The organism is Burkholderia sp. AU45388, assembly GCF_030481585.1.
GTDB classification, from domain to species: domain Bacteria; phylum Pseudomonadota; class Gammaproteobacteria; order Burkholderiales; family Burkholderiaceae; genus Burkholderia; species Burkholderia sola.
On sequence record NZ_JAUJPV010000030.1, the window covers coordinates 73,144 to 94,149 of the forward strand.

Below are 21,006 nucleotides of genomic sequence, written 5' to 3' on the forward strand. Positions count from 1 at the left end.
CATGTATCAATCAATCGCCGCCGGCGCATCAGCCGGCGCGCCGCAGCCAAGCTGCGCGCAAAGGGAGACGATCATGCGCTGGTACCGGGACATTACCCCCATCGAGAAACGAACCCTATGGGGCTGCTTTGCAGGCTGGGCGATCGACGCCGCCGACACGCAAATATTCTCGCTCGTGATCCCGACGCTGCTGACGGTATGGGGCATCTCCAAGGCGCAGGCCGGCCTGATCGGCGGCGCCACGCTGGTGGCGGGCGCCCTCGGCGGGCTGCTGGCCGGTGTACTGTCGGATCGCATCGGTCGCGTGCGCGCGCTGCAGATCACCGTGATCTGGTTCTCGCTGTTCACATTCCTGAGCGCCTTCGCGCAGAACTTCGACCAGTTGCTGGCGCTGAAGGCGCTGCAGGGCATCGGCTTTGGCGGCGAATGGACGGCCGGGGCGGTGCTGCTCAGCGAGATCGTCAGCGCGAAGCATCGCGGCAAGGCGATGGGCATCGTGCAGAGCGCCTGGGGCTTCGGGTGGGGCGGCGCGGTGCTGGTCTACACGGCGATCTTCTCGCTGGTGTCGCAAGATTGGGCCTGGCGGCTGCTGTTCGCGGTCGGCCTGCTGCCGGCACTGCTGGTGCTCTACCTGCGCCGCAACGTGGTCGAGCCGCCGCGCGAGCCGCTGCCGGTCGACGCGAACGGCGAACGCCCTGGCGCGCTGGCGACGGCGGCCGGCATCTTCGCGCCTTCGGTGCTACGCACCACGGCGGTCGGCGGCCTGATCGGACTAGGCGCACACGGCGGCTACTACGCGATCAACACGTGGTTGCCCACCTACCTGAAGACCGAGCGCCACCTATCGGTGCTCGGCACCGGCGGCTATCTGGCCGTGGTGATCGTCGCCTTCATCGTCGGTTGCTTTGTCAGTGCCTGGCTGCAGGATCGCATCGGCCGGCGCTTGAACGTGATCGTGTTCGCCATCGGCTGCGCGGTAATGGTCAACCTCTATACCTTCCTGCCGATCGGCGACACCACCATGCTGGTCCTTAGCTTCCCGCTCGGCCTGGTCTCGGCCGGCATCCCGGCCACACTCGGCGCGCTGTTCAACGAGCTCTATCCGCAGGGGGTGCGCGGCACCGGGGTGGGCTTCTGCTACAACTTCGGACGCATCGTGTCGGCCGGCTTCCCGGTGCTGATCGGCCATATGAGCAGCTCGATGTCGCTGGGCACGGCGCTCGGCATCGATGCCGGCATCGCTTACGGGCTGGTGGTGATCGCCGCGCTGATGCTGCCCGAGACGCGCGGCCGCCGGATCGCGGCGCCGCTCGCCGTCGGCGAACCGGCCCGGGACGACGACGGCCGCGCGCCGAGCGGATCGCGAGGTTGAAGCCCTTGCTTGAAGTTGAAATGCGCTGCCGGTTTCCTTTTCCTTGATGTCTTCGTCTCTCTCCACCATGAGCACCACGCCTGACGATTGCGCGATGCAGGCCGAGTCGGGCCTGAGCCCCGGCGGCGCGGCATGGCTCGCGGCCGCGGTGCCAGCGCCCGCCGGCATCGACAGCCATGCCCACCTGTTCGTGCGCGGCCTGCCGCTGGCCGCACACCGTCGCCACGCGCCTGACTACGACGCCACGCTCGATGCGTATGTTGCGCATCTGTCGACGCATGGGTTCTCTCAAGGCGTACTGGTGCAGCCGAGCTTCCTCGGTACCGACAACGGCTGGCTGGCCGCTGTCGCGCGTCGTTATCCGCAGCGCTTTCGCGGCGTGGCCGTGGTCGAGCCGGAGATCGACGAGGCGCAGCTGGCCGTGCTCGCCGCCAGCGGCATCGTCGGCGCGCGTCTGAACCTGATCGGGCTGCCGCTGCCCAACCTGAACCAGGGCCCCTGGCCGCGTTTTCTTGCGCGCCTGAACGCGCTGGGCTGGCATGTCGAGATCCATCGCGACGCGGCCGACCTGCCGGTGCTGCTTGACGCGTTGCTGGCGCAACGCTGTACCGTGGTGGTGGATCATTTCGGGCGGCCCGATCCGGCGGCCGGCCTGCGTGATCCGGGCTTTCGCGCGCTTCTCCGACGCGCCGACAGCGGCCGCATCTGGGTCAAGCTGTCGGCGGCCTATCGGAGCGTCGATGCGAACGCGAATGCCGATGCGGGTGGGGTGGGCGGCGACGGTATGGCATTGGGCACGATGCTGGCCGCCCAGCTGCTGGAGGCGTTTAGCCCCCAGCGTCTGGTCTGGGGCAGCGACTGGCCGCATACGGAGCATCGTCACCTCGTCGACTACGCGTCGGCGGCGCACGCGTTGCGGCAATGGGTGCCCGACGAGGCACAGCGGCGCACCATCCTGGTCGATTCAGCACGCGAGCTGTTCCGCTACTGACCCTGTACGGCGGGCGATTGTCCGCGGCTCGCTCCAGATTTCGTTGATTGCGGTCACGATGTGCCTGGCTGTCGCAGCCGGGCCGCTTTGTTACGTCGCCGCCGCCTGTGCCGCAGTGACAGGCCCTCCGCACGATACAACCTGTCGACGCGCTTGCATTGTCTCGCCAGCCTTCCCGTCGCAGGACCACGTGAACGCGCCGATACCCGCAGTGCACAAATGGGACAGTTTTGTGGGCTAGGGGCATTTCATAGCACGGCGACGGAACATTCCAATCATCACGATTCATTTAACTTTCCGTGAGGACTTCGACACCGGCCGCCGCCTACGATGGGCGCATGTTTTCAGCACCTGCTTCCAGGAGCCCGTCATGCCCACCCGCAGACATCTGCTGTTCGCCGGCGCCACCGGCCTCGCCGCGCTCGCGGCGCTGTCGTCCGCCGGCCGCCGCGCGCTGGTCGCCCGCGCCTTCGCCGCGCCGCCGGCCGGCTCGCCGAAGGGCGCCCCGTTCGAGATCACGCTCAGCGACGCCGAATGGCATCGCCGGCTCACGCCCGCCCAATACACGGTCCTGCGCGAAGCCGGCACCGAGCGGCCGTTCAGCAGCCCGCTGAACGACGAGCACCGGCACGGCACGTTCGCGTGCGCCGGCTGCGACCTCGCGCTGTTCTCGTCGGCCACCAAGTTCGACAGCCATACGGGCTGGCCGAGCTTCTGGAAACCGCTCGACCACGCGGTCGGCACCGACGCCGACGCGTCGTTCGGGATGGTCCGCACCGAAGTGCACTGCCGCCGCTGCGGCGGCCATCTCGGCCACGTGTTCGACGACGGCCCCGCGCCGACCGGCCTGCGCTACTGCATGAACGGCCTCGCGCTCGCGTTCCACCCAGCCGCCGCCTGATCCGGCCCCACGCCCATTCGACTGGAGAACGCATCATGCTGCTCATCGTCCTTGCCTATCTCGGCGGCGTGCTCACGATCCTGAGCCCGTGCATCCTGCCCGTGCTGCCGTTCGTGTTCGCGCGCGCCGACCAGCCGTTCGTGCGCACCGGCCTGCCGCTGCTCGCGGGCATGGCGCTCACGTTCGCCGTCGTCGCGACGCTCGCCGCCGTCGGCGGCGGCTGGGTCGCGCAGGCCAACCAGGCCGGCCGCTGGATCGCGATCGTGCTGCTCGCCGTGTTCGGCCTGACGCTGCTGATGCCGCGCTTCGCGGAACACCTGACGCGCCCGCTCGTCGCCGCCGGCAACCGGCTCACCGGGCTCGCGCAACGCGACGGCCGCCCGGCCGGCCCGGCGTCGTCGCTGCTGCTCGGCGTCGCGACGGGCCTGCTGTGGGCGCCGTGCGCGGGCCCGATCCTCGGTCTCGTGCTGACCGGCGCCGCACTGCGTGGCGCGAGTGTCGGCACGACGCTGCTGCTCGTCGCGTATGCGGCCGGCGCGGCGACGTCGCTCGGCGTCGCGCTCGTGATCGGCGGCAAGGTGTTCGCCGCGATGAAGCGCTCGCTCGGCGCCGGCGAATGGATTCGCCGCGGGATCGGCGCGGCGCTCCTGGCCGGTGTCGGCGCGATCGCGCTCGGCCTCGATACGGGCGCCCTCGCGCAACTGTCGACGGTCACCACGGGCGGGCTCGAAACGAAGCTCGTCGACCGTCTCGGCGGACGCTCGAACGGTGCGCCGGCGGCCCCGGCCGCGACCGGCGCCACCGACAACGCGCCGGGCGGCGCGATGATGGCCGCCGCAGCCGATGGCGCCCAGGCCGGCGGCGGCGCGATGATGCGCGTGGCCGACGCCACCGCGGCCGCGCTGCCGGTCGAAGGCACGCTGCCGTCGCTCGACGGCGCGGTGCAGTGGCTGAACTCGCCGCCGCTGACAGCGGCCGGGCTGCGCGGCAAGGTCGTGCTGGTCGATTTCTGGACGTATTCGTGCATCAACTGCCTGCGCACGCTGCCGTACACGACTGCCTGGGCACGCAAGTACGCGCCGTACGGGCTCGTCGTGATCGGCGTGCACGCACCGGAGTTCGCGTTCGAGCGCGATATCGGCAACGTGAAGAAGGCCGTGCACGACCTCGGCATCGACTACCCGGTCGCGATCGACAACGGCTATTCGATCTGGCGCGCGTTCAACAACGAATACTGGCCCGCGCACTACTTCGTCGACGCGCAAGGGCGGATCCGCCATCACCACTTCGGCGAAGGCGAATACGCGCAGTCGGAACGCGCGATCCAGTCGCTGCTCGCCGAAGCCGGCCATCCGGACGCGCTGAACGTGCCGCTCGGGCTCGCGGGCGCGCCCGCGAAGGGTGCGCTCGCGGCGGCCGACAGCGCGGACGTCCGTTCGCCCGAAACGTATGTCGGCTATGCACGCGCGGAAAGCTTTGCGTCCGCGGGCGGCGTCGTGCGCGATGCCGCGCACCGCTACGACGCGCCGGCCCGCCCGGACCTCAACGACTGGGGCCTTGCCGGCACGTGGAACGTCGGCGCCGAGCGCGCGGCGCTCGCCGCCCCGGATGGCCGGATCGTCTACCGCTTCCATGCACGCGACCTGCACCTCGTGCTCGGCCCCGGCGCGGGCGGGCGGCCCGTGCGCTTTCGCGTGACGCTCGACGGCGCGGCGCCCGGCGTCGCGCATGGCGACGACGTGGACGCGCAGGGCTACGGCACCGTCACCGGCCAGCGCCTGTACCAGCTCGTCCGCCAGCCCGGTGCGATCGCCGATCGCACGTTCGCGATCGAGTTCCTCGATCCGGGTGTCGATGCGTACGCATTCACTTTCGGCTGATCGCGCGCGCCGCCGCCATCCGGGCGCCGCTTTTCCCCATGCATTCCGAAGGAGCAAAACATGAATCCGATCCCTACCCGCGATGCCGCCGCCCGTCGGCGCGCCGCCGTGCTGCGCCGCATCGGCGCGATCGCCGTCGCGGCGGCCGCCGTATTCGGCTACCAGCGCATCGTCCATTCCGCCGAGCCGATGCGTACCGTGCCCGCGCCGACGCTCGACGAAACGCCCGGCGCATCGCACGACGAGACGGCCGTGCTCGCCGGCGGCTGCTTCTGGGGCGTGCAGGGCGTGTTCGAGCACGTGAAGGGCGTGAAGCAGGTGACCGCAGGCTACGCGGGCGGCGCGTCCGAAACCGCGCACTATGCGCTCGTCGGCTCGGGGCTGACGGGGCACGCGGAATCGGTGCGCATCGTCTACGATCCGACCCAGGTCACGTACGGCCGGCTGCTGCAGGTGTTCTTCTCGGTCGCGCACGACCCGACCGAACTGAACCGGCAGGGCCCCGACGAAGGCTCGCAGTACCGCTCCGCGATCTTCCCGACCACCGCGCAGCAACGCGCGGTCGCGACCGCGTACATCGCGCAGCTCGGCGGCGCGCATGTGTTTCCGGCGCCCGTGGTCACGCGCGTCGAAGCCTACCAGGGCTTCTATCCGGCCGAGGCCTATCATCAGAATTACCTCGAACTGCACCCCGACGCGCCGTATATCGCGTTCAACGACCTGCCGAAGGTCGCCGGGCTGAAACAGCGCTTCCCGGCGCTGTACCGTGCCGACCCGGTGCTGTGGCGCGAAGCCCGCTCGTGAGCCGCTTGCGACCGTCTGCTCGCTGCATGACGGGGCTGCCGCCCACCGCCCAGCAGAGCCGCAGACACCACGCCCCAGCGGCGTCCCGTTTGCGCCGGATCAACGAACCAGCGGATGCGATGCCGGGGCAAACCCGCATCGCCTCCGCCGCGACCGGCAACTTCGCGTAGACTCTCCTGATTCCCGCCGCTTCTTGCGGCGCTCGACATTCAGTCCAGCCAGGAGGCGTCACGCATGCGCGCAGTGCCTTTGCCTGACAGCAACACCCTCGAAGAACCGTCCACCGGCGCGGCCGTCCGCGACCTGCGCCGCGTGCCCATTCACCCGGATCACTGGTACCCGCTCGCGTGGTCGCGCGAGCTCAAGCGCGGCAAGACGCTCGGCGTGCGCTTCGCCGGCGATCCGATCGTGCTCGTGCGTACCGAATCGGGCGCCGTGTATGCGCTCGAGGATCGTTGCGCGCACCGCCAGGTGCCGCTGCACGCGGGCGTCGTGAGCGGCGAAACGCTGCGCTGCTGCTACCACGGCTGGACCTACGCGTGCGACAGCGGCCGCTGCGTCGACGTGCCCTACCTCGGCCGCGAGCGCCTGCCCAACGGCGTGCGCGCGTATCCGTGCCGCGAGGCGCACGGGCTGATCTTCGTGTTTCCGGGCGATGCCACGCTCGCCGACGAACGGCCGTTCCCCGCGCTCGAATCGGCGGACAACCCCGCGTACAAGACGCGCCGCTTCGGCCGCGAGGTCAAGTGCCACTACTCGTTCATGCACGAGAACCTGATGGACATGAACCATCAGTTCCTGCATCGCAAGCAGATGGGGCAGATGCGCGCGCGCTCCGTGGGCCGCCGCCGCGGCGACGACTGGGTCGAGGTCGACTACACGTTCGCGCGGATGGAAGGCAAGCAGCCGGTCGGCGAGGCGCTCGTGTTCGGCGCGAGCAAGAAGCCGGCCGACCAGTCCGACAAGAGCGTGATGACGGTGCGCACCGGCTACCCGTACCAGACGCTGCAGATCCGCTCGAGCGAAGGCACGCTTGTGATGGATCTGTGGATCGTCTACGTGCCGCTCGACGCCGAGCAGCGCACCAACCGCACGTTCGGGCTGCTGTCGATCCACAAGCCCGGCATCCCGTTCGCGCTCGATCTCGCGTGGCCGCTGCTCGTGTGGTTCACCGAGCGCATCTTCCGCGAGGATCGCTGGATCGTCGAGCGCGAGCAGGAAGCGCACGATCGCCAGGGCGCCGACTGGAACCACGAAGTGTTTCCGGTCATCAACGAGCTGCGCGACCTGCTGCGCCAGTGCGGCGCGCGCACCGTGATCCCGATCCGCGACGCACGCGACAGCGCATGACGTGACGCATGCGGCTCGCCGCGGCGCGCCGTTACAGCGTGAACGCGCCCGGCAGCAAGGCGCGGGCCGTCGTGATCTCGACGGCCCCTTTCAGGTTGGCGAGGATCACCTCGATGTCGGGCGTGCCGATCTCGATGATCACCTGACGACACGCGCCGCACGGCGCGATCGGGCCGTCCGTGTCGCCGACGACCGCGAGCCGCGCGAAATCCCCCGGCCGATAGCCGGCGGCGATCGCCGCGAACATCGCCGTGCGTTCCGCGCAATTGCACAGCCCGTACGACGCGTTCTCGACGTTGCAGCCGTGGAAAACCGCGCCGTCGCGCGCCAGCAGCGCCGCGCCGACCTTGAAGCGCGAATACGGCGCATACGCGCGCTCGCGCGCCGCCTTCGCCTGTTCGATCAGTTCGTCTCGTTCCATCGTGGTGAGGCCTCCGGGGGCAGGGTCAGCCGATCTGCTGGTAAAGGGTCGGCGGCGCTTCGCCGGTCTCCCCGAGCACGTAGCTGCGGCGCACCGCGTCCGCCGCGTGAGCCGCGGCAGCTTCGTCGCGGGCGTGCACGAAGCCGAGCGGCTCGCCGGCCTCGATGCGCTGCCCGATCTCGGCGAGCGCCGTCAGGCCGACGCTGACGTCGATCGCATCCTCCGCGCGCGTGCGGCCGCCGCCGAGCGCGACCACCGCCAGCCCGAGCGCGCGGCAATCGACGCGCTGCACCACGCCGCTCGCCGGCGCCGCAACCGGCACGATCACCGCCGCGCGCGCCAGATGCCGTGCAGGCGCGTCGATCAGGTCGGCCGGGCCGCCGAGCGCGACGACCATGCGCGCGAAACGCTCGGCCGCCGCGCCGGAATCGAGCGCCTGCTGCAGCTTCTCGCGTGCGTGGGCGACATCGGGCACAAGCCTGCCGGTCACGAGCAATTCGGCCGACAGCGCCATCGTCACGTCGTGCAGACGCGCGGGACGCGACTTGCCCGTCAGGTAGTCGATCGCGCACGCCACTTCGAGCGCATTGCCCGCGCACGGCGCGAGCGACTGGTTCATGTCGGTGAGGATCGCGGTCGTCTTCATGCCGGCGCCGTTGCCGACGTCGACGATGCTGCGGGCCAGTTCCGCCGATTTCTCCGCCGTCGGCATGAACGCGCCGGAACCCACCTTGACGTCCATCACGAGCCCGTCGAGCCCCGCCGCGAGTTTCTTCGACAGGATCGACGCGGTGATCATCGCGACCGATTCGACGGTCGCCGTCACGTCGCGGATCGCATAGATGCGCTTGTCGGCGGGTGCGAGCCGCGCGGTCTGCCCGATGATCGCAACGCCTACCTCGCGCACCGTGCGGCGAAACGCGTCCGTCTCGGGCATCACGTCGTAACCGGGAATCGCGCTGAGCTTGTCGAGCGTGCCGCCGGTATGGCCGAGCCCGCGCCCCGAGATCATCGGCACGTAGCCGCCGCACGCGGCCACCATCGGCCCGAGCATCAGCGACACGACATCGCCGACGCCGCCCGTCGAATGCTTGTCGATCACCGGCCCGCCGAGATCGAGCGCGCGCCAGTCGAGCACGTCGCCGGAATCGCGCTGCGCGAGCGTCAGCGCGACGCGCTCGTCCGTGCTCAGGTCGTTGAAATACACGGCCATCGCGAACGCGGCCACCTGGCCCTCGGTCACGCTGCCGTCGGTCACGCCGCGCACGAACGCGGCCATCCCGTCGCGATCGAGCGGCTGCCCGTCGCGCTTCCTGCGAATGAATTCCTGCGGTAGAAACATCGTTGCCTCGCGTCAAACGGTCGGAGTCTGCTGCACGGTTCAATGCAGCGAGAAAAACAGCCCGGCAATCGCCGCGCTCATCAGGTTCGACAGCGTCGCGGCCGTCAGCGCGCGCAAGCCGAGCCGCGCGACGTCCGAGCGGCGCTCGGGCGCGACCGCGCTGAACCCGCCCGCGAGAATCGCGATCGACGAGAAGTTCGCGAAGCCGCACAGCGCGAACGACACGATCGCGAGCGTCTTCGGGTCGAGCACCTGCAGGCCGGCCGCCGCCGCGTGCGCGCCGCCCTTCAGGTACGGCGACAGGTCGCCGTACGCGACGAATTCGTTGAAGATCAGCTTCTCGCCGATGAAGTTGCCGGCCAGCGTCGCATCGTGCCACGGCACGCCGATGATCCACGCGAGCGGCGCGAACAGGTGGCCGATGATGCCGACCAGCGTGACCTGCGGAAAGCCCGCGAACGCAGCCGCGCCGCCGACGATCAGGTTCATCAGCGCGATGAGCCCGACGAACGCGATCAGCATCGCGCCGACGTTGATCGCGATGCGCAGGCCGACCGACGCGCCGGATGCGGCCGCCTCGATCACGTTGGCGGCGCGCTTGTCGTCGAAATCGAGGCCGTCGACCACCACGCGGCTCGGCTCGACGGTCGGAAACAGCAGCTTGCCGAACAGCAGCCCGCCCGGCACCGCCATGAACGACGCGGCGAGCAGGTACTCCATCTTCACGCCGAGGCCGGCGTAGCCGACCAGCACCGAGCCGGCGACCGACGCCATCCCGCTCGCCATCACCGTGAAGATTTCGGCGCTCGTCATGTTGCGCACGAACGGCTTCACGAGCGCGGGCATCTCGCTCTGCCCGAGGAAGATCGTCGCGACGGCCGAGCACGCCTCGATGCGGCTCACGCCGAGCACCTTCGCCAACCCCGCGCCGAGGATCGCGACGATCCACTTCATCACGCCGATGTAGTACAGCACCGAGATCAGCGCGGTGACGAAGATGATCATCGGCAGTACGCGCAGGCCGAACACGAACCCGCCGTCGCCGAACAACTGGAACATGCGCGCGTCGACGAGCCCGCCGAATACGAACGCGATGCCGTGATTGCCCATGTCGAGCACGCGATTGACGCCGTTCGCGGCCCCGGCGAGCGCCGCGCGGCCGGACGGCACGAACAGCACCAGCGCGCCGATCGCGAACTGCGTGAGCAGCGCGGCGATCATGGTCCGCGCGCTGACCGCGCGGCGGTTGTTCGACAACAGATACGCGACCAGCAACAGAAACAGCATACCGAGGAGACTGCGCAGAATATCCACCTTTGTGCTCCTTTCTCACTATTTGAACTGTCCGGCGGACGGCCCGTGCCCGCGGCCCACGTGATGGGGTGGGTGGATGTTACTCGCTCGATATGCACGCCGGCAACGTCGCCAAAATCGCCGCGATCAATGGCATCGATCGTTTCCGTTTTCGTCTTCGACAATTTGATCAGGTGTTCTATCTACGCAGCTAAAACAGGCGCGGGGCGTGCCGTCGGAACGGACACGCCCCGCGCGACGCGCATCGTTCAACCCGCGCGCTCGACCGGATGCGGCTCGCGCAGCCGGTTCGCGATCCGTGCGGCCTCGTAGTAGCCGGCCGCCGGCGGACGCTTCAGGTAGCGGCCCGCGCCGCGCACCGCGCGCAAATCGCCGTCGGCCCACGCGAGCGCGCCGCGCGTGAGCGTGTGCGTCGCGACGCCCTGCACCGTCATCCCCTCGAACACGTTGAAGTCGACCTGCTGATGATGGGTCTTCACCGAGATCGTCTTCGTCGCGGCCGGATCCCACACGACGAGGTCGGCATCGGCGCCGACCTGCACCGCGCCCTTGCGCGGATACAGGTTGAAGATCTGCGCGGCATTGGTCGACGTGATCCGCACGAACTCGTTCGGCGTGATGCGGCCGTGGTTCACGCCGTGATGCCACAGCACCGACATGCGATCCTCGACGCCGCCGCAGCCGTTCGGGATCTTCGTGAAATCCTCGCGGCCCATCGCCTTCTGCGATGCGCAGAACACGCAGTGATCGGTCGCCGTCGTATGCAGCTGCCCCGACTGCAGCCCGCGCCACAGCGCCTCGCGATGCTCGGCCGAGCGGAACGGCGGGCTCATCACGTGGGCCGCCGCGCGCGTCCAGTCCGGGTCGCGATAGACGGCCTCGTCGATCACCAGGTGCCCCGGCAGCACTTCGCCGAATACGCGCAGCCCTTCGCTGCGCGCGCGCGTGATCACGTCCACCGCGTCCTTCGCCGACACGTGCACGATATACACGGGCACGCCGAGCACCTGCGCGATGCGGATCGCGCGGTTCGCGGCTTCGCCCTCCACCTCCGGCGGCCGCGACAGCGGGTGCGCCTCCGGCCCCGTGATCCCGCGCGCGAGCAGCGCCTTTTGCAACTGGAACACGAGCTCGCCGTTCTCCGCGTGCACGGTCGGCAGCGCGCCGAGTTCGAGCGAACGCGTGAAGCTGTTCACGAGGACTTCGTCGTCGGCCATGATCGCGTTCTTGTACGCCATGAAGTGCTTGAAGCTCGAGACGCCATGCTCGCGCACGAGCGTGCCCATGTCGCGGTGCACGCTCTCATCCCACCACGTCACGGCCACGTGGAAACCGTAATCGGAAGCCGCCTTCTCGGCCCAGCCGCGCCATTCGTGGAACGCCTCCATCAGCGGCTGCTTCGGGCTCGGAATCACGAAATCGATGATGCTCGTCGTGCCGCCCGACAGCCCGGCAGCGGTGCCCGAATAGAAATCGTCGCTCGCGGTCGTGCCCATGAACGGCAGTTCCATGTGCGTATGCGGATCGATGCCGCCCGGCATCACGTACTGATCGTGCGCGTCGACGACGGTTGCGCCGGCCGGCGCGTCGATCTGCTCCGCGATCTGCAGGATCGTGCCGCCGTCCTGCGGATCGGCGCAGAGCACGTCCGCGCGATAGGAGCGGTCCGCATCGACCACGGTGCCGCCGCGAATCAGGATTGCCATTTCGTTGCCTCCTCGTTGACTGTCGGGTGCCGCATGCCGCGCGCGAGTCGCCGCCGGCTCGCGCGTCATGCGCTTACAATCCGCGCGCGCGGTCCGGCGCGCCACTTCATCCAGGTGCCGTATACGCCGGACGCCAGCACGAGGCCGACGAACCACGCATACGTGTAAAGCGTGTTGAAGAACGCCGGCACGTTCGGAAACGACGCCGGAAACGCCGTATGCAGGAAGCCCGGCAGGTTCGGCAGCACGCCGACGGCGAGCGCGACCAGCGCGGCCGGGTTCCAGCCGCGCGCGTAGCTGAAATCGCCGCGCTCGTCGAACAGCGCGCGCGTGTCGAGCTGCGTGCCGCGAATCAGGAAATAGTCGACCATCAGGATGCCCGCGACCGGCCCGAGCAGCGCCGAATAGCCGACGAGCCAGGTGAAGATATAGCCGTCCGTCGTCGCGAGGATTTTCCACGGCATCATCACGATCGCGATCGTCGCGGTGATCATCCCGCCCGCGCGGTACGAAATCGCCTTCGGCCACAGGCTCGAAAAATCGTAGGCAGGCCCGACGAGATTCGCGGCAAGATTGCAGCACATCGTGTCGAGCGTGAGGATCACGAGCGCGATGCCCACGCCGATGCCGGTCATCCGGCTCGTCAGGTCGATCGGATCCCAGATCGCGTTGCCGTAGATCACGACGGTCGCCGACGTGACGACGACCGACACCACCGACAGCAGCGCCATCGGCAGCGGCAGCCCGATCGACTGGCCGATCATCTGGTCGCGCTGCGAATGCGCGAAGCGCGTGAAATCGGGAATGTTCAGCGCGAGCGTCGCCCAGAAGCCGACCATCGCGGTCAGGCCCGGCCAGAAGGTCGCCCAGAAGAGTCCCGCCTTCTTGCCGCCCGCCGCGAACTGCGACGGCGCCGACAGCATCGAGCCGAACCCGCCCGCCTTCGACGTCGCCCACCAGACGAGCGCCACGCACATCACGACCTTGATCGGCGCGGACCAGCTTTCGAGCCAGCGGATCGAATCGGTGCCGTGCAGGATGAAGTACAGCTGCAGCGCCCAGAACACGAGGAAGCACGCGAGCTGTCCGAACGAAATGCCGACGAGCGGCAGCGCCGCGCCGTGCAGCGCATTGCCGGTCAGAATGTTCAGCAGCGTGTAGATCGCGCTGCCGCCGAGCCAGGTCTGGATGCCGTACCAGCCGCAGGCGACGATCGCGCGCAGCAGCGCCGGCAGCTTCGCGCCCTGCGTGCCGAACGACGCACGCACGAGCACCGCATACGGAATCCCGTGCTTCGCGCCGGCATGGCCGATCAGCAGCATCGGCACGAGCACGATCAGGTTGCCGAGCAGCACCGTCATCACCGCCTGCCACGGCGACATGCCTTCCTGGATCAGCCCGGCCGCGAGCATGTACGACGCGATGTTCATCACCATCCCGACCCACAGCGCCGCGAAGTGGTACCACTTCCACGTGCGCTGCGCCGGCGTCGTCGGCGCGAGGTCGTCGTTGTACAGGCTGCCGCCGTGCGCCGCGGCGCTGTCGGGATCGGCGGGAATCGCTGCTGGTTTCATTGAACGCGCTCCACGAAAACGTCGGCGCCGGCATCGCACGATGCCGGCCCGGGGAAACGAAAAGCGGCGGCGCAAGCTCTCCTGTGCCGCCGGACGCCGGTCAGGCCGCCTTCGCGTGCTTCTCGGGCGCGGCCGCCGGGCCGCCGCTCGCGCCGGCATCCGCGCTCGCCGGATTGTTCGGATGCGTGGTCCAGTTCGCGTAGTCGCCCGAATCGACGCGCTCCATCGTGATGCATTGCTCGACCGGACACACATGCATGCAAAGATTGCACCCGACACATTCCGAATCGACCACTTCGAAGTGCCGCACGCCGTCCTTCGTCGCCGTGATCGCCTGGTGCGACGTGTCCTCGCACGCGATATGGCACAGCCCGCACTGGATGCAGCGGTCCTGGTCGATGCGCGCCTTGATGTCGTATTTCAGGTTCAGGTATTTCCAGTCGGTCACGTTCGGCACCGCGCGGCCGCGAATGTCGTCGAGCGTCGCGTAGCCCTTCTCGTCCATCCAGTTCGACAGGCCGTCGGCGAGATCCGACACGATCCGGAATCCGTAATGCATCGCGGCGGTGCACACCTGCACGCTGCCGGCGCCGAGCACCATGAACTCGGCCGCGTCGCGCCACGACGAGATGCCGCCGATGCCCGAGATCGGCAGGTTCGGCGTTTCCGGATCGCGGGCGATCTCCGCGACCATGTTCAACGCGATCGGCTTGACCGCCGGGCCGCAATAGCCGCCGTGCGTGCCCTTGCCGTCGACGGTCGGCATCGGCGCCATCTGGTCGAGATCGACCGCGACGATCGAGTTGATCGTGTTGATCAGCGACACGCCGTCCGCGCCGCCCTTGTATGCGGCGCGCGAGCCCATCCGGATGTCGCTGATGTTCGGCGTGAGCTTCACGAGGCACGGCAGCCTCGTGCCTTCCTTCACCCAGCGCGTGACCATCTCGACGTATTCGGGCACCTGCCCGACCGCCGCGCCCATCCCGCGCTCGCTCATCCCGTGCGGGCAGCCGAAGTTGAGCTCGACCGCATCGGCGCCGGTATCCTCGACCAGCGGCAGGATCCATTTCCAGTCGCGCTCGTTGCACGGCACCATCAGCGACACGATCAGCGCGCGGTCCGGCCAGTCGCGCTTCACCTGCGCGATCTCTCTCAGGTTCACGTCGAGCGGACGGTCGGTGATCAGCTCGATGTTGTTCAGCCCCGCGATGCGCTGGCCGTTCCACTGCACCGCGCCGTAGCGCGAACTGACGTTGACGACGTGCGGATCGAGCCCGAGCGTCTTCCACACGACGCCGCCCCAGCCCGCCTCGAACGCGCGGTTGACGTTGTAGGCCTTGTCGGTGGGCGGCGCGGACGCGAGCCAGAAGGGGTTCGGCGAAGTGATGCCTGCGATGGTGCAGCGGAGATCGGCCATGTTCGGCTCCGTGAGAAGGGGTCGTGTTCGTCGGTGTGCGTGCGGTGCGTCGCGCGTTCAGGCCGCCTTCGCGTCACGCGCGGCGAGCGTCGCGTCGATCGACGCGGCCGCGCGCTTGCCGTCCTGCACGGCCTGCACCGTCAGGTCGATGCCGTCGGTTGCCGCGCAGTCGCCGCCGGCCCATACGTCCGGCAGCGCCGTGCGCCCGTCCGCATCCACCGCGATACGCGTGCGGTCCGCGGTCAGCAGCGCGGCTTCGATACCGTCCGGCACGAGCGTCTGGCCGATCGCCTTCAGCACCATGTCCGCATCGACGGTGAAACGCTCGCCCGACGCGGCCTCGAATTCGACGCCCGTCACCTGCCCGTCCGTGCCTGCGATGCGCACCGGCTTCGCGTGCGTGACGAGCGTGACGCCGCACTTCTGCGCGAATTCGCGCTCGGCCCACGTCGCGCTCATCGCGTCCACCCCGCGCCGGTACACCATCGTCACACGCTCGGCGCCGAGCTTGCGGCTCTGCACGGCCGCATCGATCGCCGTATTGCCGCCGCCGATCACGACCACGCGCCGCCCGACCGCCACCTTCTCCAGCCCGTCGGCCTGTCGCACCTGCTCGATGAAATCGACCGCGTTCGTCACGCCGCCCAATTGCTCGCCGTCGATCGCGAGCGCACGCACGCCGCCGAGGCCCATCGCGAGGAATACCGCGTCATGCCGTTCGCGCAATGCGTCGAGCGTGACGTCGCGACCGAGCGCGATACCCGTTTCCAGCGTGATGCCCCCCACCGACAGCAGCCACTCGACTTCACGCTGCGCGAAATCGTCGACGGTCTTGTACGCGGCGATCCCGTATTCGTTCAGGCCGCCGGCCTTCGGCCGTGCATCGAACAGCGTGACGCGGTGCCCGGCGAGCGCGAGCCGGTGCGCACACGCGAGCCCGGCCGGCCCCGCGCCGACCACCGCCACATGGCGGCCCGTCTCGGGCGCGCGCCGGAACTGCACCGCGCCAGTCTCCATCGCCCAGTCGGTCGCGTGCCGCTGCAACGCGCCGATCGCGACCGGCTGCGCATCCTGATGGTTGCGCACGCACGCGCCTTCGCACAGGATCTCGGTCGGGCACACGCGGGCGCACATCCCGCCGAGCGGATTCGCGGACAGGATGTCCATCGCCGCGCCTTTCAGGTTGCCGTTGCCGATCTTGCGGATGAAGCTCGGGATGTCGATCTGCGTCGGGCACGCGTGCACGCACGGCGCGTCGTAGCAGTAGTGGCAGCGGCTGGCCGCCGCCGCCGCCGCGGTCGGATCGAGCAGCGGCGCGATATCGGCGAATTCGCACGAGAGTTGCGTGGACGACAGGCGATGCGCGGCGATATCGCCGGTTGGCTGGGTGGTCATACGCATTCCTTCGACTGGGTGGAGACAAAGCCGTCCCCGCCGGCTGCGGATGCACAGTCGGGGCGGTCGTGCTTAGGATTGCTACGGTCGAACTATGCGCGGTCTACCGGCCGCGCTATACCCGATCCATCATGAAGCCGGCTCGCACGCACGCGACAGCATCGCGTGCAGCAGCACGTTCGCGCCGGCCTCGATCCATGCGGGCGTCGCGTCCTCGATCTCGTTGTGGCTGATGCCGTCGATACATGGCACGAACACCATCGACGTCGGCGCGACCTGCGCCAGATAGCACGCGTCGTGGCCGGCCCCCGACACGATGTCGCGATGCGAGTAGCCGAAGCGGGCGGCCGCGTCACGTACGGCCGCCACGCAGGCGGGGTCGAACGCGACCGGCTTGTAGTAGAAAATCTGCTCGAGTTCGGTGTCGAGCCCGATGTCGCCCGCGATGCGCGCGACGCCGTCGCGCAGCGCCGCGTCCATCTTCGCGAGCACGGCGTCGTCCGGATGGCGGAAATCGACGGTGAAGAACACGCGGCCCGGAATCACGTTGCGCGAGTTTGGGTGGACCTGCATCATGCCGACCGTCGCGCAGCCGAATGGCGCATGATCGAGGCCGATCCGGTTGACGAGATCGACCACGCGCGACGCGCCGAGCAATGCGTCGCGGCGGCGCGGCATCGGCGTCGGCCCCGCGTGCGCCTCCTGGCCGGTGAACGTGATCTCGTACCAGCGCTGCCCCTGCGCGTCGGTCACGACGCCGATCGTCTTGCATTCCGCTTCGAGAATGGGCCCCTGTTCGATATGCAGTTCGAACGCCGCGTGCAGCTTGCGCCCGCCGCACGGCACGTCGCCCGCGTAGCCGATGCGCGCGAGTTCCTCGCCGATCGTCTTGCCGTCGACGTCCTTGCGCGACAACCCGTAGTCGAGCGTGAACACGCCCGCGAACACGCCCGATGCGACCATCGCCGGCGCGAAGCGCGAACCCTCCTCGTTGGTCCAGATCACGACCTCGACCGGATGCTCGGTCTCGATGCCGTGATCGTTCAGACTGCGAATCACCTCGAGGCCGCCCAGCACGCCGTAGATGCCGTCGAAGCGCCCGCCGGTGGGCTGCGAATCCGCGTGCGAGCCCGTGACGACCGGCGCCGCGTCGGCCACGCGGCCCGCGCGGCGCATGAACACGTTGCCCATCGTATCGACCGTCACCGTGCAGCCGGCGGCCTTCGCCCAGCCGACGATCAGGTCGCGGCCGGCCTTGTCGAGATCGGTGAGGGCGAGACGGCACACGCCCCCCTTCGGCGTCGCGCCGATTTTCGCGACTTCCATCAGGCTGTCCCACAACCGCCTGCCGTCGATCTTGATCGACGTGTCGAAAGCTGCCCGCTTCACTGTTTCCGATACCGCGTTCATTCGTATCGCTCCTGTGGGGTCGGTGATATCGTCAGCCCGGTCTGTGCCGGTGCATGTGAGGCCTGTTTCGGGGCACGCCGCCCGGATGCGGTGCATGCTCGGTCGGTGCGTGAAACGCGTCAAATCCTGTCCGATTGGACAGGTTTTAGACGATCAAAATGAGCAGCGCAACGTCTTTCTTGCGCGACGCACCGGAGCGAGAAACGTGCCATCGCAACGCAGCATCGCGGTGGCATGGCGGCATCCGGATGCATGCGCGCGACGCGAATCAGCGGCTAGAATGAAGCCCAACGCGGCATGGCCGCCGCGCGAGGGTAACGATGAGACATGACGAGGCGACGATCGAAGCCACCGACCGGGACGAAACGGCGGCGCCTTTGCGGCGACGCAAGGCGCACATTCGCGAGTCCAACGAAGCGCATCTGCTCGCGTGCGCGGAGGCCGTATTCGCGGAGCGCGGGCTCGCCGGCGCCAGCACCGCGATGATCGCGGAACGCGCGGGCCTGCCGAAGGCGAACGTGCACTACTACTTCCCGACCAAGCTCGCGCTGTACCGCCGCGTGCTCGAAGATCTGTTCGAGGACTGGCACCACGCGGCCGGCTCGTTCGAGGCCGGCGACGATCCGGTGGAGGCGATCGGCGGCTACGTGCGCGCGAAGATGGCGCTGTCGCAGCGGCGCCCGCTCGGCTCGAAGGTGTGGGCCAACGAGATCATCCACGGCGCGGAGCACATGCAGGACATCCTGTCGCAACGCGTGAAGCCGTGGTTCGACACCCGTGTGAAGGTGATCGAAGGCTGGATCGCGCGCGGGTTGCTCGCGCCGATCGATCCGCATGCGCTGATGTACCTGATCTGGGCGACCACGCAGCACTATGCGGATTTCGATGCGCAGATTCGCGCGCTGAGCGGCAAGCGCGCGTTCACGAAGAAGGCGTTCGACGAAAAAACCGAGCAGGTCGTGCAGCTCGTGATTCGTGCGTGCGGCGCGGTGTCGCCGAACGCGAAGCCGTAGCGCGACACGACGCTTCCATCGAATAAAAACGGGCGGCGCGCATCGCACGAGGATGTCCCGTGCGATACGCGCCGCCCGTGATGCCACGTTCGCGCGTGCGAGCGATGCGATGCGATGCGCGATGTATTACGCGATGCGTTCGATCGCAATGGCCGTCGCTTCGCCGCCGCCGATGCACAGCGATGCGATGCCGCGCGTCAGGCCATACGTTTCGAGCGCGGCCAGCAGCGTCACCATCACGCGCGCACCCGATGCGCCGATCGGATGCCCGAGCGCGCATGCGCCGCCGTGCACGTTCACCTTCTCATGCGGCAGATCGAGGTCGCGCATCGCGGCCATCGGCACCACCGCGAACGCTTCGTTGATCTCGAACAGATCGACGTCGCGCAGGTTCCAGCCGGTTTTCTCCGACAGCTTGCGCAGCGCGCCGATCGGCGCGGTCGCGAACAGGCCGGGCTTGTCCGCATGAGTCGAATGCCCGACGATCACGGCCTTCGGCGTGAGGCCGAGGCGCTCGGCTTCCGAGCGGCGCATCATCACGAGCGCGGCCGCGCCGTCCGAGATCGACGAGGCATTCGCGGCCGTCACCGTGCCGCCGTCGCGGAACGCCGGCTTCAGCGTCGGGATCTTGTCGAGTTTCGCCTTGCCCGGCTGCTCGTCGATCGACACGACGCTTTCCGTCTTGCCGGCCTTCACGGTCACCGGCGCGATTTCCGACACGAAACGCCCTTCCGCGATCGCGCGCTGCGCCCGCGTCAGCGACGCAATCGCGAACGCATCCTGCGCTTCGCGCGTGAACTGGTACGCCTGCGCGCAATCCTCGGCGAAGGTGCCCATCAGGCGGCCTTTTTCATACGCGTCCTCGAGCCCGTCGAGGAACATGTGATCGAGCACCTGCCCGTGCCCCATGCGCATGCCCGCGCGCGCCTTCGGCAGCAGGTACGGCGCATTCGTCATGCTCTCCATCCCGCCCGCCACGGCCACGCCCGCCGAACCCGCCAGCAGCAGGTCGTGCGCGAACATCGCCGCCTTCATCCCGGAACCGCACATCTTGTTGACCGTGGTCGCACCCGCCGCGAGCGGCAGCCCGGCCTTCAGCGCGGCCTGGCGCGCCGGCGCCTGGCCCTGGCCGGCCGGCAGCACGCAACCGAACACGATTTCGTCGATGCGTTCGGCCGGCACGTTCGCGCGCTCGAGCGCCGCGCGAATCGCCACCGCGCCGAGGTCGCTGGCGCTGGCTGCCGCCAGGTCGCCCTGAAAACCACCCATCGGCGTGCGCGCCGCGCCCACGATTACGATCGGATCCTGAGTCGTCATGATTCGCTTCCTCCAGTGTCAGCGCGGTGCCATGCGCAACGCGCCATCGAGACGGATGACTTCGCCGTTCAGCATCGTGTTCTCGGCGATGTGGCGCACCAGCGCCGCAAATTCTTCCGGGCGGCCGAGCCGCGGCGGAAACGGCACGCTCTTGCCGAGCGCGTCCTGCACGTCCTGCGGCATGCCGGCCATCATCGGCGTCGCGAAGATGCCGGGCGCGACCGTCACGACGCGAATGCCGAAGCGCGCGAGCTCGCGTGCGATCGGCAGCGTCATGCCCACCACGCCGCTCTTCGACGCCGCATACGCGGCCTGTCCGATCTGTCCGTCGAACGCCGCCACCGACGCGGTGTTGACGATCACGCCGCGCTCGCCTTCCGCGTCGGCGTCCTGCTTCGACATCGCTTCGGCGGCCAGCCGGATCATGTTGAACGTGCCGACGAGGTTGATCGACACCGCCCGCGCGAAACGGTCGAGCGAATGCGGGCCGTCGCGGCCGACGACCTTCTCGCCCGGTGCGACGCCCGCGCAGTTGACGAGCGCATCGACGCGGCCGAACGTGTCGCGCGCGGCCGCGACGGCCGCCTGGCCGTCGGCTTCGCTCGTCACGTCGGTCTTCACGAAGCGCGCGGCCGCGCCGAGTTCGTTGGCGAGACTCGCCCCCGCCTCGTCGTTGACGTCCAGCAGCACGGCCTTGCCGCCTTGCGCGACGACCATGCGCGCCACCGCGGCGCCGAGGCCGGAACCGGCGCCCGTAATCAGAAAAACGCGATCCTTGATGTTCATTCGCAGTCCGTAT

General features: G+C 68.8%; 17 protein-coding genes and 1 pseudogene. 7 read left to right on the forward strand and 11 right to left on the reverse strand.

Going from position 1 to position 21,006, the window contains the following annotated elements:
* Window positions 1-73: 73 nt before the first annotated feature.
* Window positions 74-1,372 carry an MFS transporter gene (locus QZM72_RS32380; RefSeq protein ID WP_301740157.1) on the forward strand — a complete coding sequence of 433 codons (1,299 nt, stop codon included), beginning with the start codon at window positions 74-76 and terminating at the stop codon, window positions 1,370-1,372.
* 94 nt (window positions 1,373-1,466) lie between these two features.
* Window positions 1,467-2,363 carry an amidohydrolase gene (locus QZM72_RS32385; RefSeq protein WP_301740148.1) on the forward strand — a complete coding sequence of 299 codons (897 nt, stop codon included), beginning with the start codon at window positions 1,467-1,469 and terminating at the stop codon, window positions 2,361-2,363.
* Window positions 2,364-2,393: 30 nt separating this feature from the next.
* Here QZM72_RS32385 and QZM72_RS32390 read toward each other — a convergent pair.
* Window positions 2,394-2,580: pseudogene (locus tag QZM72_RS32390) on the reverse strand (IS3 family transposase); the annotation flags it as partial.
* Between the two features lie 153 nt (window positions 2,581-2,733).
* Between QZM72_RS32390 and msrB the strand changes: the two are divergent.
* The 4 genes from msrB (at window position 2,734) to QZM72_RS32410 (ending at window position 7,298) form a co-directional block, all read left to right on the forward strand.
* Window positions 2,734-3,264 carry a peptide-methionine (R)-S-oxide reductase MsrB gene (gene msrB / locus QZM72_RS32395; protein WP_089471001.1) on the forward strand — a complete coding sequence of 177 codons (531 nt, stop codon included), beginning with the start codon at window positions 2,734-2,736 and terminating at the stop codon, window positions 3,262-3,264.
* Window positions 3,265-3,299: 35 nt separating this feature from the next.
* Window positions 3,300-5,144: a cytochrome c biogenesis protein DipZ gene (locus QZM72_RS32400; RefSeq protein ID WP_089471000.1), complete on the forward strand. Its 1,845-nt coding sequence runs from the start codon at window positions 3,300-3,302 to the stop codon at window positions 5,142-5,144.
* Window positions 5,145-5,204: 60 nt separating this feature from the next.
* A complete protein-coding gene (gene msrA / locus QZM72_RS32405) occupies window positions 5,205-5,948 on the forward strand; it encodes a peptide-methionine (S)-S-oxide reductase MsrA (protein WP_089470999.1) in 744 nt (247 codons plus the stop codon).
* A gap of 234 nt (window positions 5,949-6,182) precedes the next feature.
* Window positions 6,183-7,298 carry an aromatic ring-hydroxylating dioxygenase subunit alpha gene (locus QZM72_RS32410; protein ID WP_089470998.1) on the forward strand — a complete coding sequence of 372 codons (1,116 nt, stop codon included), beginning with the start codon at window positions 6,183-6,185 and terminating at the stop codon, window positions 7,296-7,298.
* A 31-nt stretch (window positions 7,299-7,329) separates the two neighbouring features.
* Here QZM72_RS32410 and QZM72_RS32415 read toward each other — a convergent pair whose 3' ends face one another.
* The 8 genes from QZM72_RS32415 to QZM72_RS32450 form a co-directional block, all read right to left on the reverse strand.
* A complete protein-coding gene (locus QZM72_RS32415) occupies window positions 7,330-7,719 on the reverse strand; it encodes a cytidine deaminase (protein ID WP_089470997.1) in 390 nt (129 codons plus the stop codon).
* Between the two features lie 25 nt (window positions 7,720-7,744).
* The gene (gene deoA / locus QZM72_RS32420) at window positions 7,745-9,061 is read right to left on the reverse strand and encodes a thymidine phosphorylase (RefSeq protein ID WP_089470996.1); all 1,317 of its coding nucleotides are present in this window, start codon (window positions 9,059-9,061) and stop codon (window positions 7,745-7,747) included.
* Window positions 9,062-9,100: 39 nt separating this feature from the next.
* Window positions 9,101-10,375: a NupC/NupG family nucleoside CNT transporter gene (locus QZM72_RS32425; protein WP_011545785.1), complete on the reverse strand. Its 1,275-nt coding sequence runs from the start codon at window positions 10,373-10,375 to the stop codon at window positions 9,101-9,103.
* Window positions 10,376-10,623: 248 nt separating this feature from the next.
* A complete protein-coding gene (gene hydA / locus QZM72_RS32430) occupies window positions 10,624-12,081 on the reverse strand; it encodes a dihydropyrimidinase (protein WP_301740149.1) in 1,458 nt (485 codons plus the stop codon).
* A 65-nt stretch (window positions 12,082-12,146) separates the two neighbouring features.
* On the reverse strand, window positions 12,147-13,655 hold the full coding sequence (locus tag QZM72_RS32435; protein ID WP_089470994.1) for an NCS1 family nucleobase:cation symporter-1: 1,509 nt from the start codon (window positions 13,653-13,655) through the stop codon (window positions 12,147-12,149).
* Window positions 13,656-13,755: 100 nt separating this feature from the next.
* Window positions 13,756-15,072 (reverse strand): NAD-dependent dihydropyrimidine dehydrogenase subunit PreA, encoded by a 1,317-nt coding sequence (preA, locus tag QZM72_RS32440; RefSeq protein ID WP_089470993.1) that lies wholly within the window; start codon window positions 15,070-15,072, stop codon window positions 13,756-13,758.
* Window positions 15,073-15,129: 57 nt separating this feature from the next.
* Window positions 15,130-16,467 (reverse strand): NAD(P)-dependent oxidoreductase, encoded by a 1,338-nt coding sequence (locus tag QZM72_RS32445; protein WP_301740150.1) that lies wholly within the window; start codon window positions 16,465-16,467, stop codon window positions 15,130-15,132.
* 129 nt (window positions 16,468-16,596) lie between these two features.
* Complete coding sequence (locus tag QZM72_RS32450) at window positions 16,597-17,877, reverse strand: Zn-dependent hydrolase (RefSeq protein WP_301740151.1); 1,281 nt, start codon at window positions 17,875-17,877, stop codon at window positions 16,597-16,599.
* 320 nt (window positions 17,878-18,197) lie between these two features.
* On the opposite strand from QZM72_RS32450, the gene QZM72_RS32455 reads away from it, so the two are divergent.
* Window positions 18,198-18,890 carry a TetR/AcrR family transcriptional regulator gene (locus QZM72_RS32455; RefSeq protein ID WP_089470990.1) on the forward strand — a complete coding sequence of 231 codons (693 nt, stop codon included), beginning with the start codon at window positions 18,198-18,200 and terminating at the stop codon, window positions 18,888-18,890.
* A gap of 126 nt (window positions 18,891-19,016) precedes the next feature.
* Here the strand turns inward: QZM72_RS32455 and QZM72_RS32460 are convergent, their stop codons facing one another.
* Window positions 19,017-20,207, reverse strand: coding sequence for an acetyl-CoA C-acyltransferase (locus QZM72_RS32460; protein WP_089470989.1), 1,191 nt, complete (start codon window positions 20,205-20,207; stop codon window positions 19,017-19,019).
* An 18-nt stretch (window positions 20,208-20,225) separates the two neighbouring features.
* Window positions 20,226-20,993, reverse strand: a complete 768-nt coding sequence (locus QZM72_RS32465) for a 3-hydroxyacyl-CoA dehydrogenase (RefSeq protein ID WP_050016180.1) — start codon at window positions 20,991-20,993, stop codon at window positions 20,226-20,228.
* Window positions 20,994-21,006: the final 13 nt, after the last annotated feature.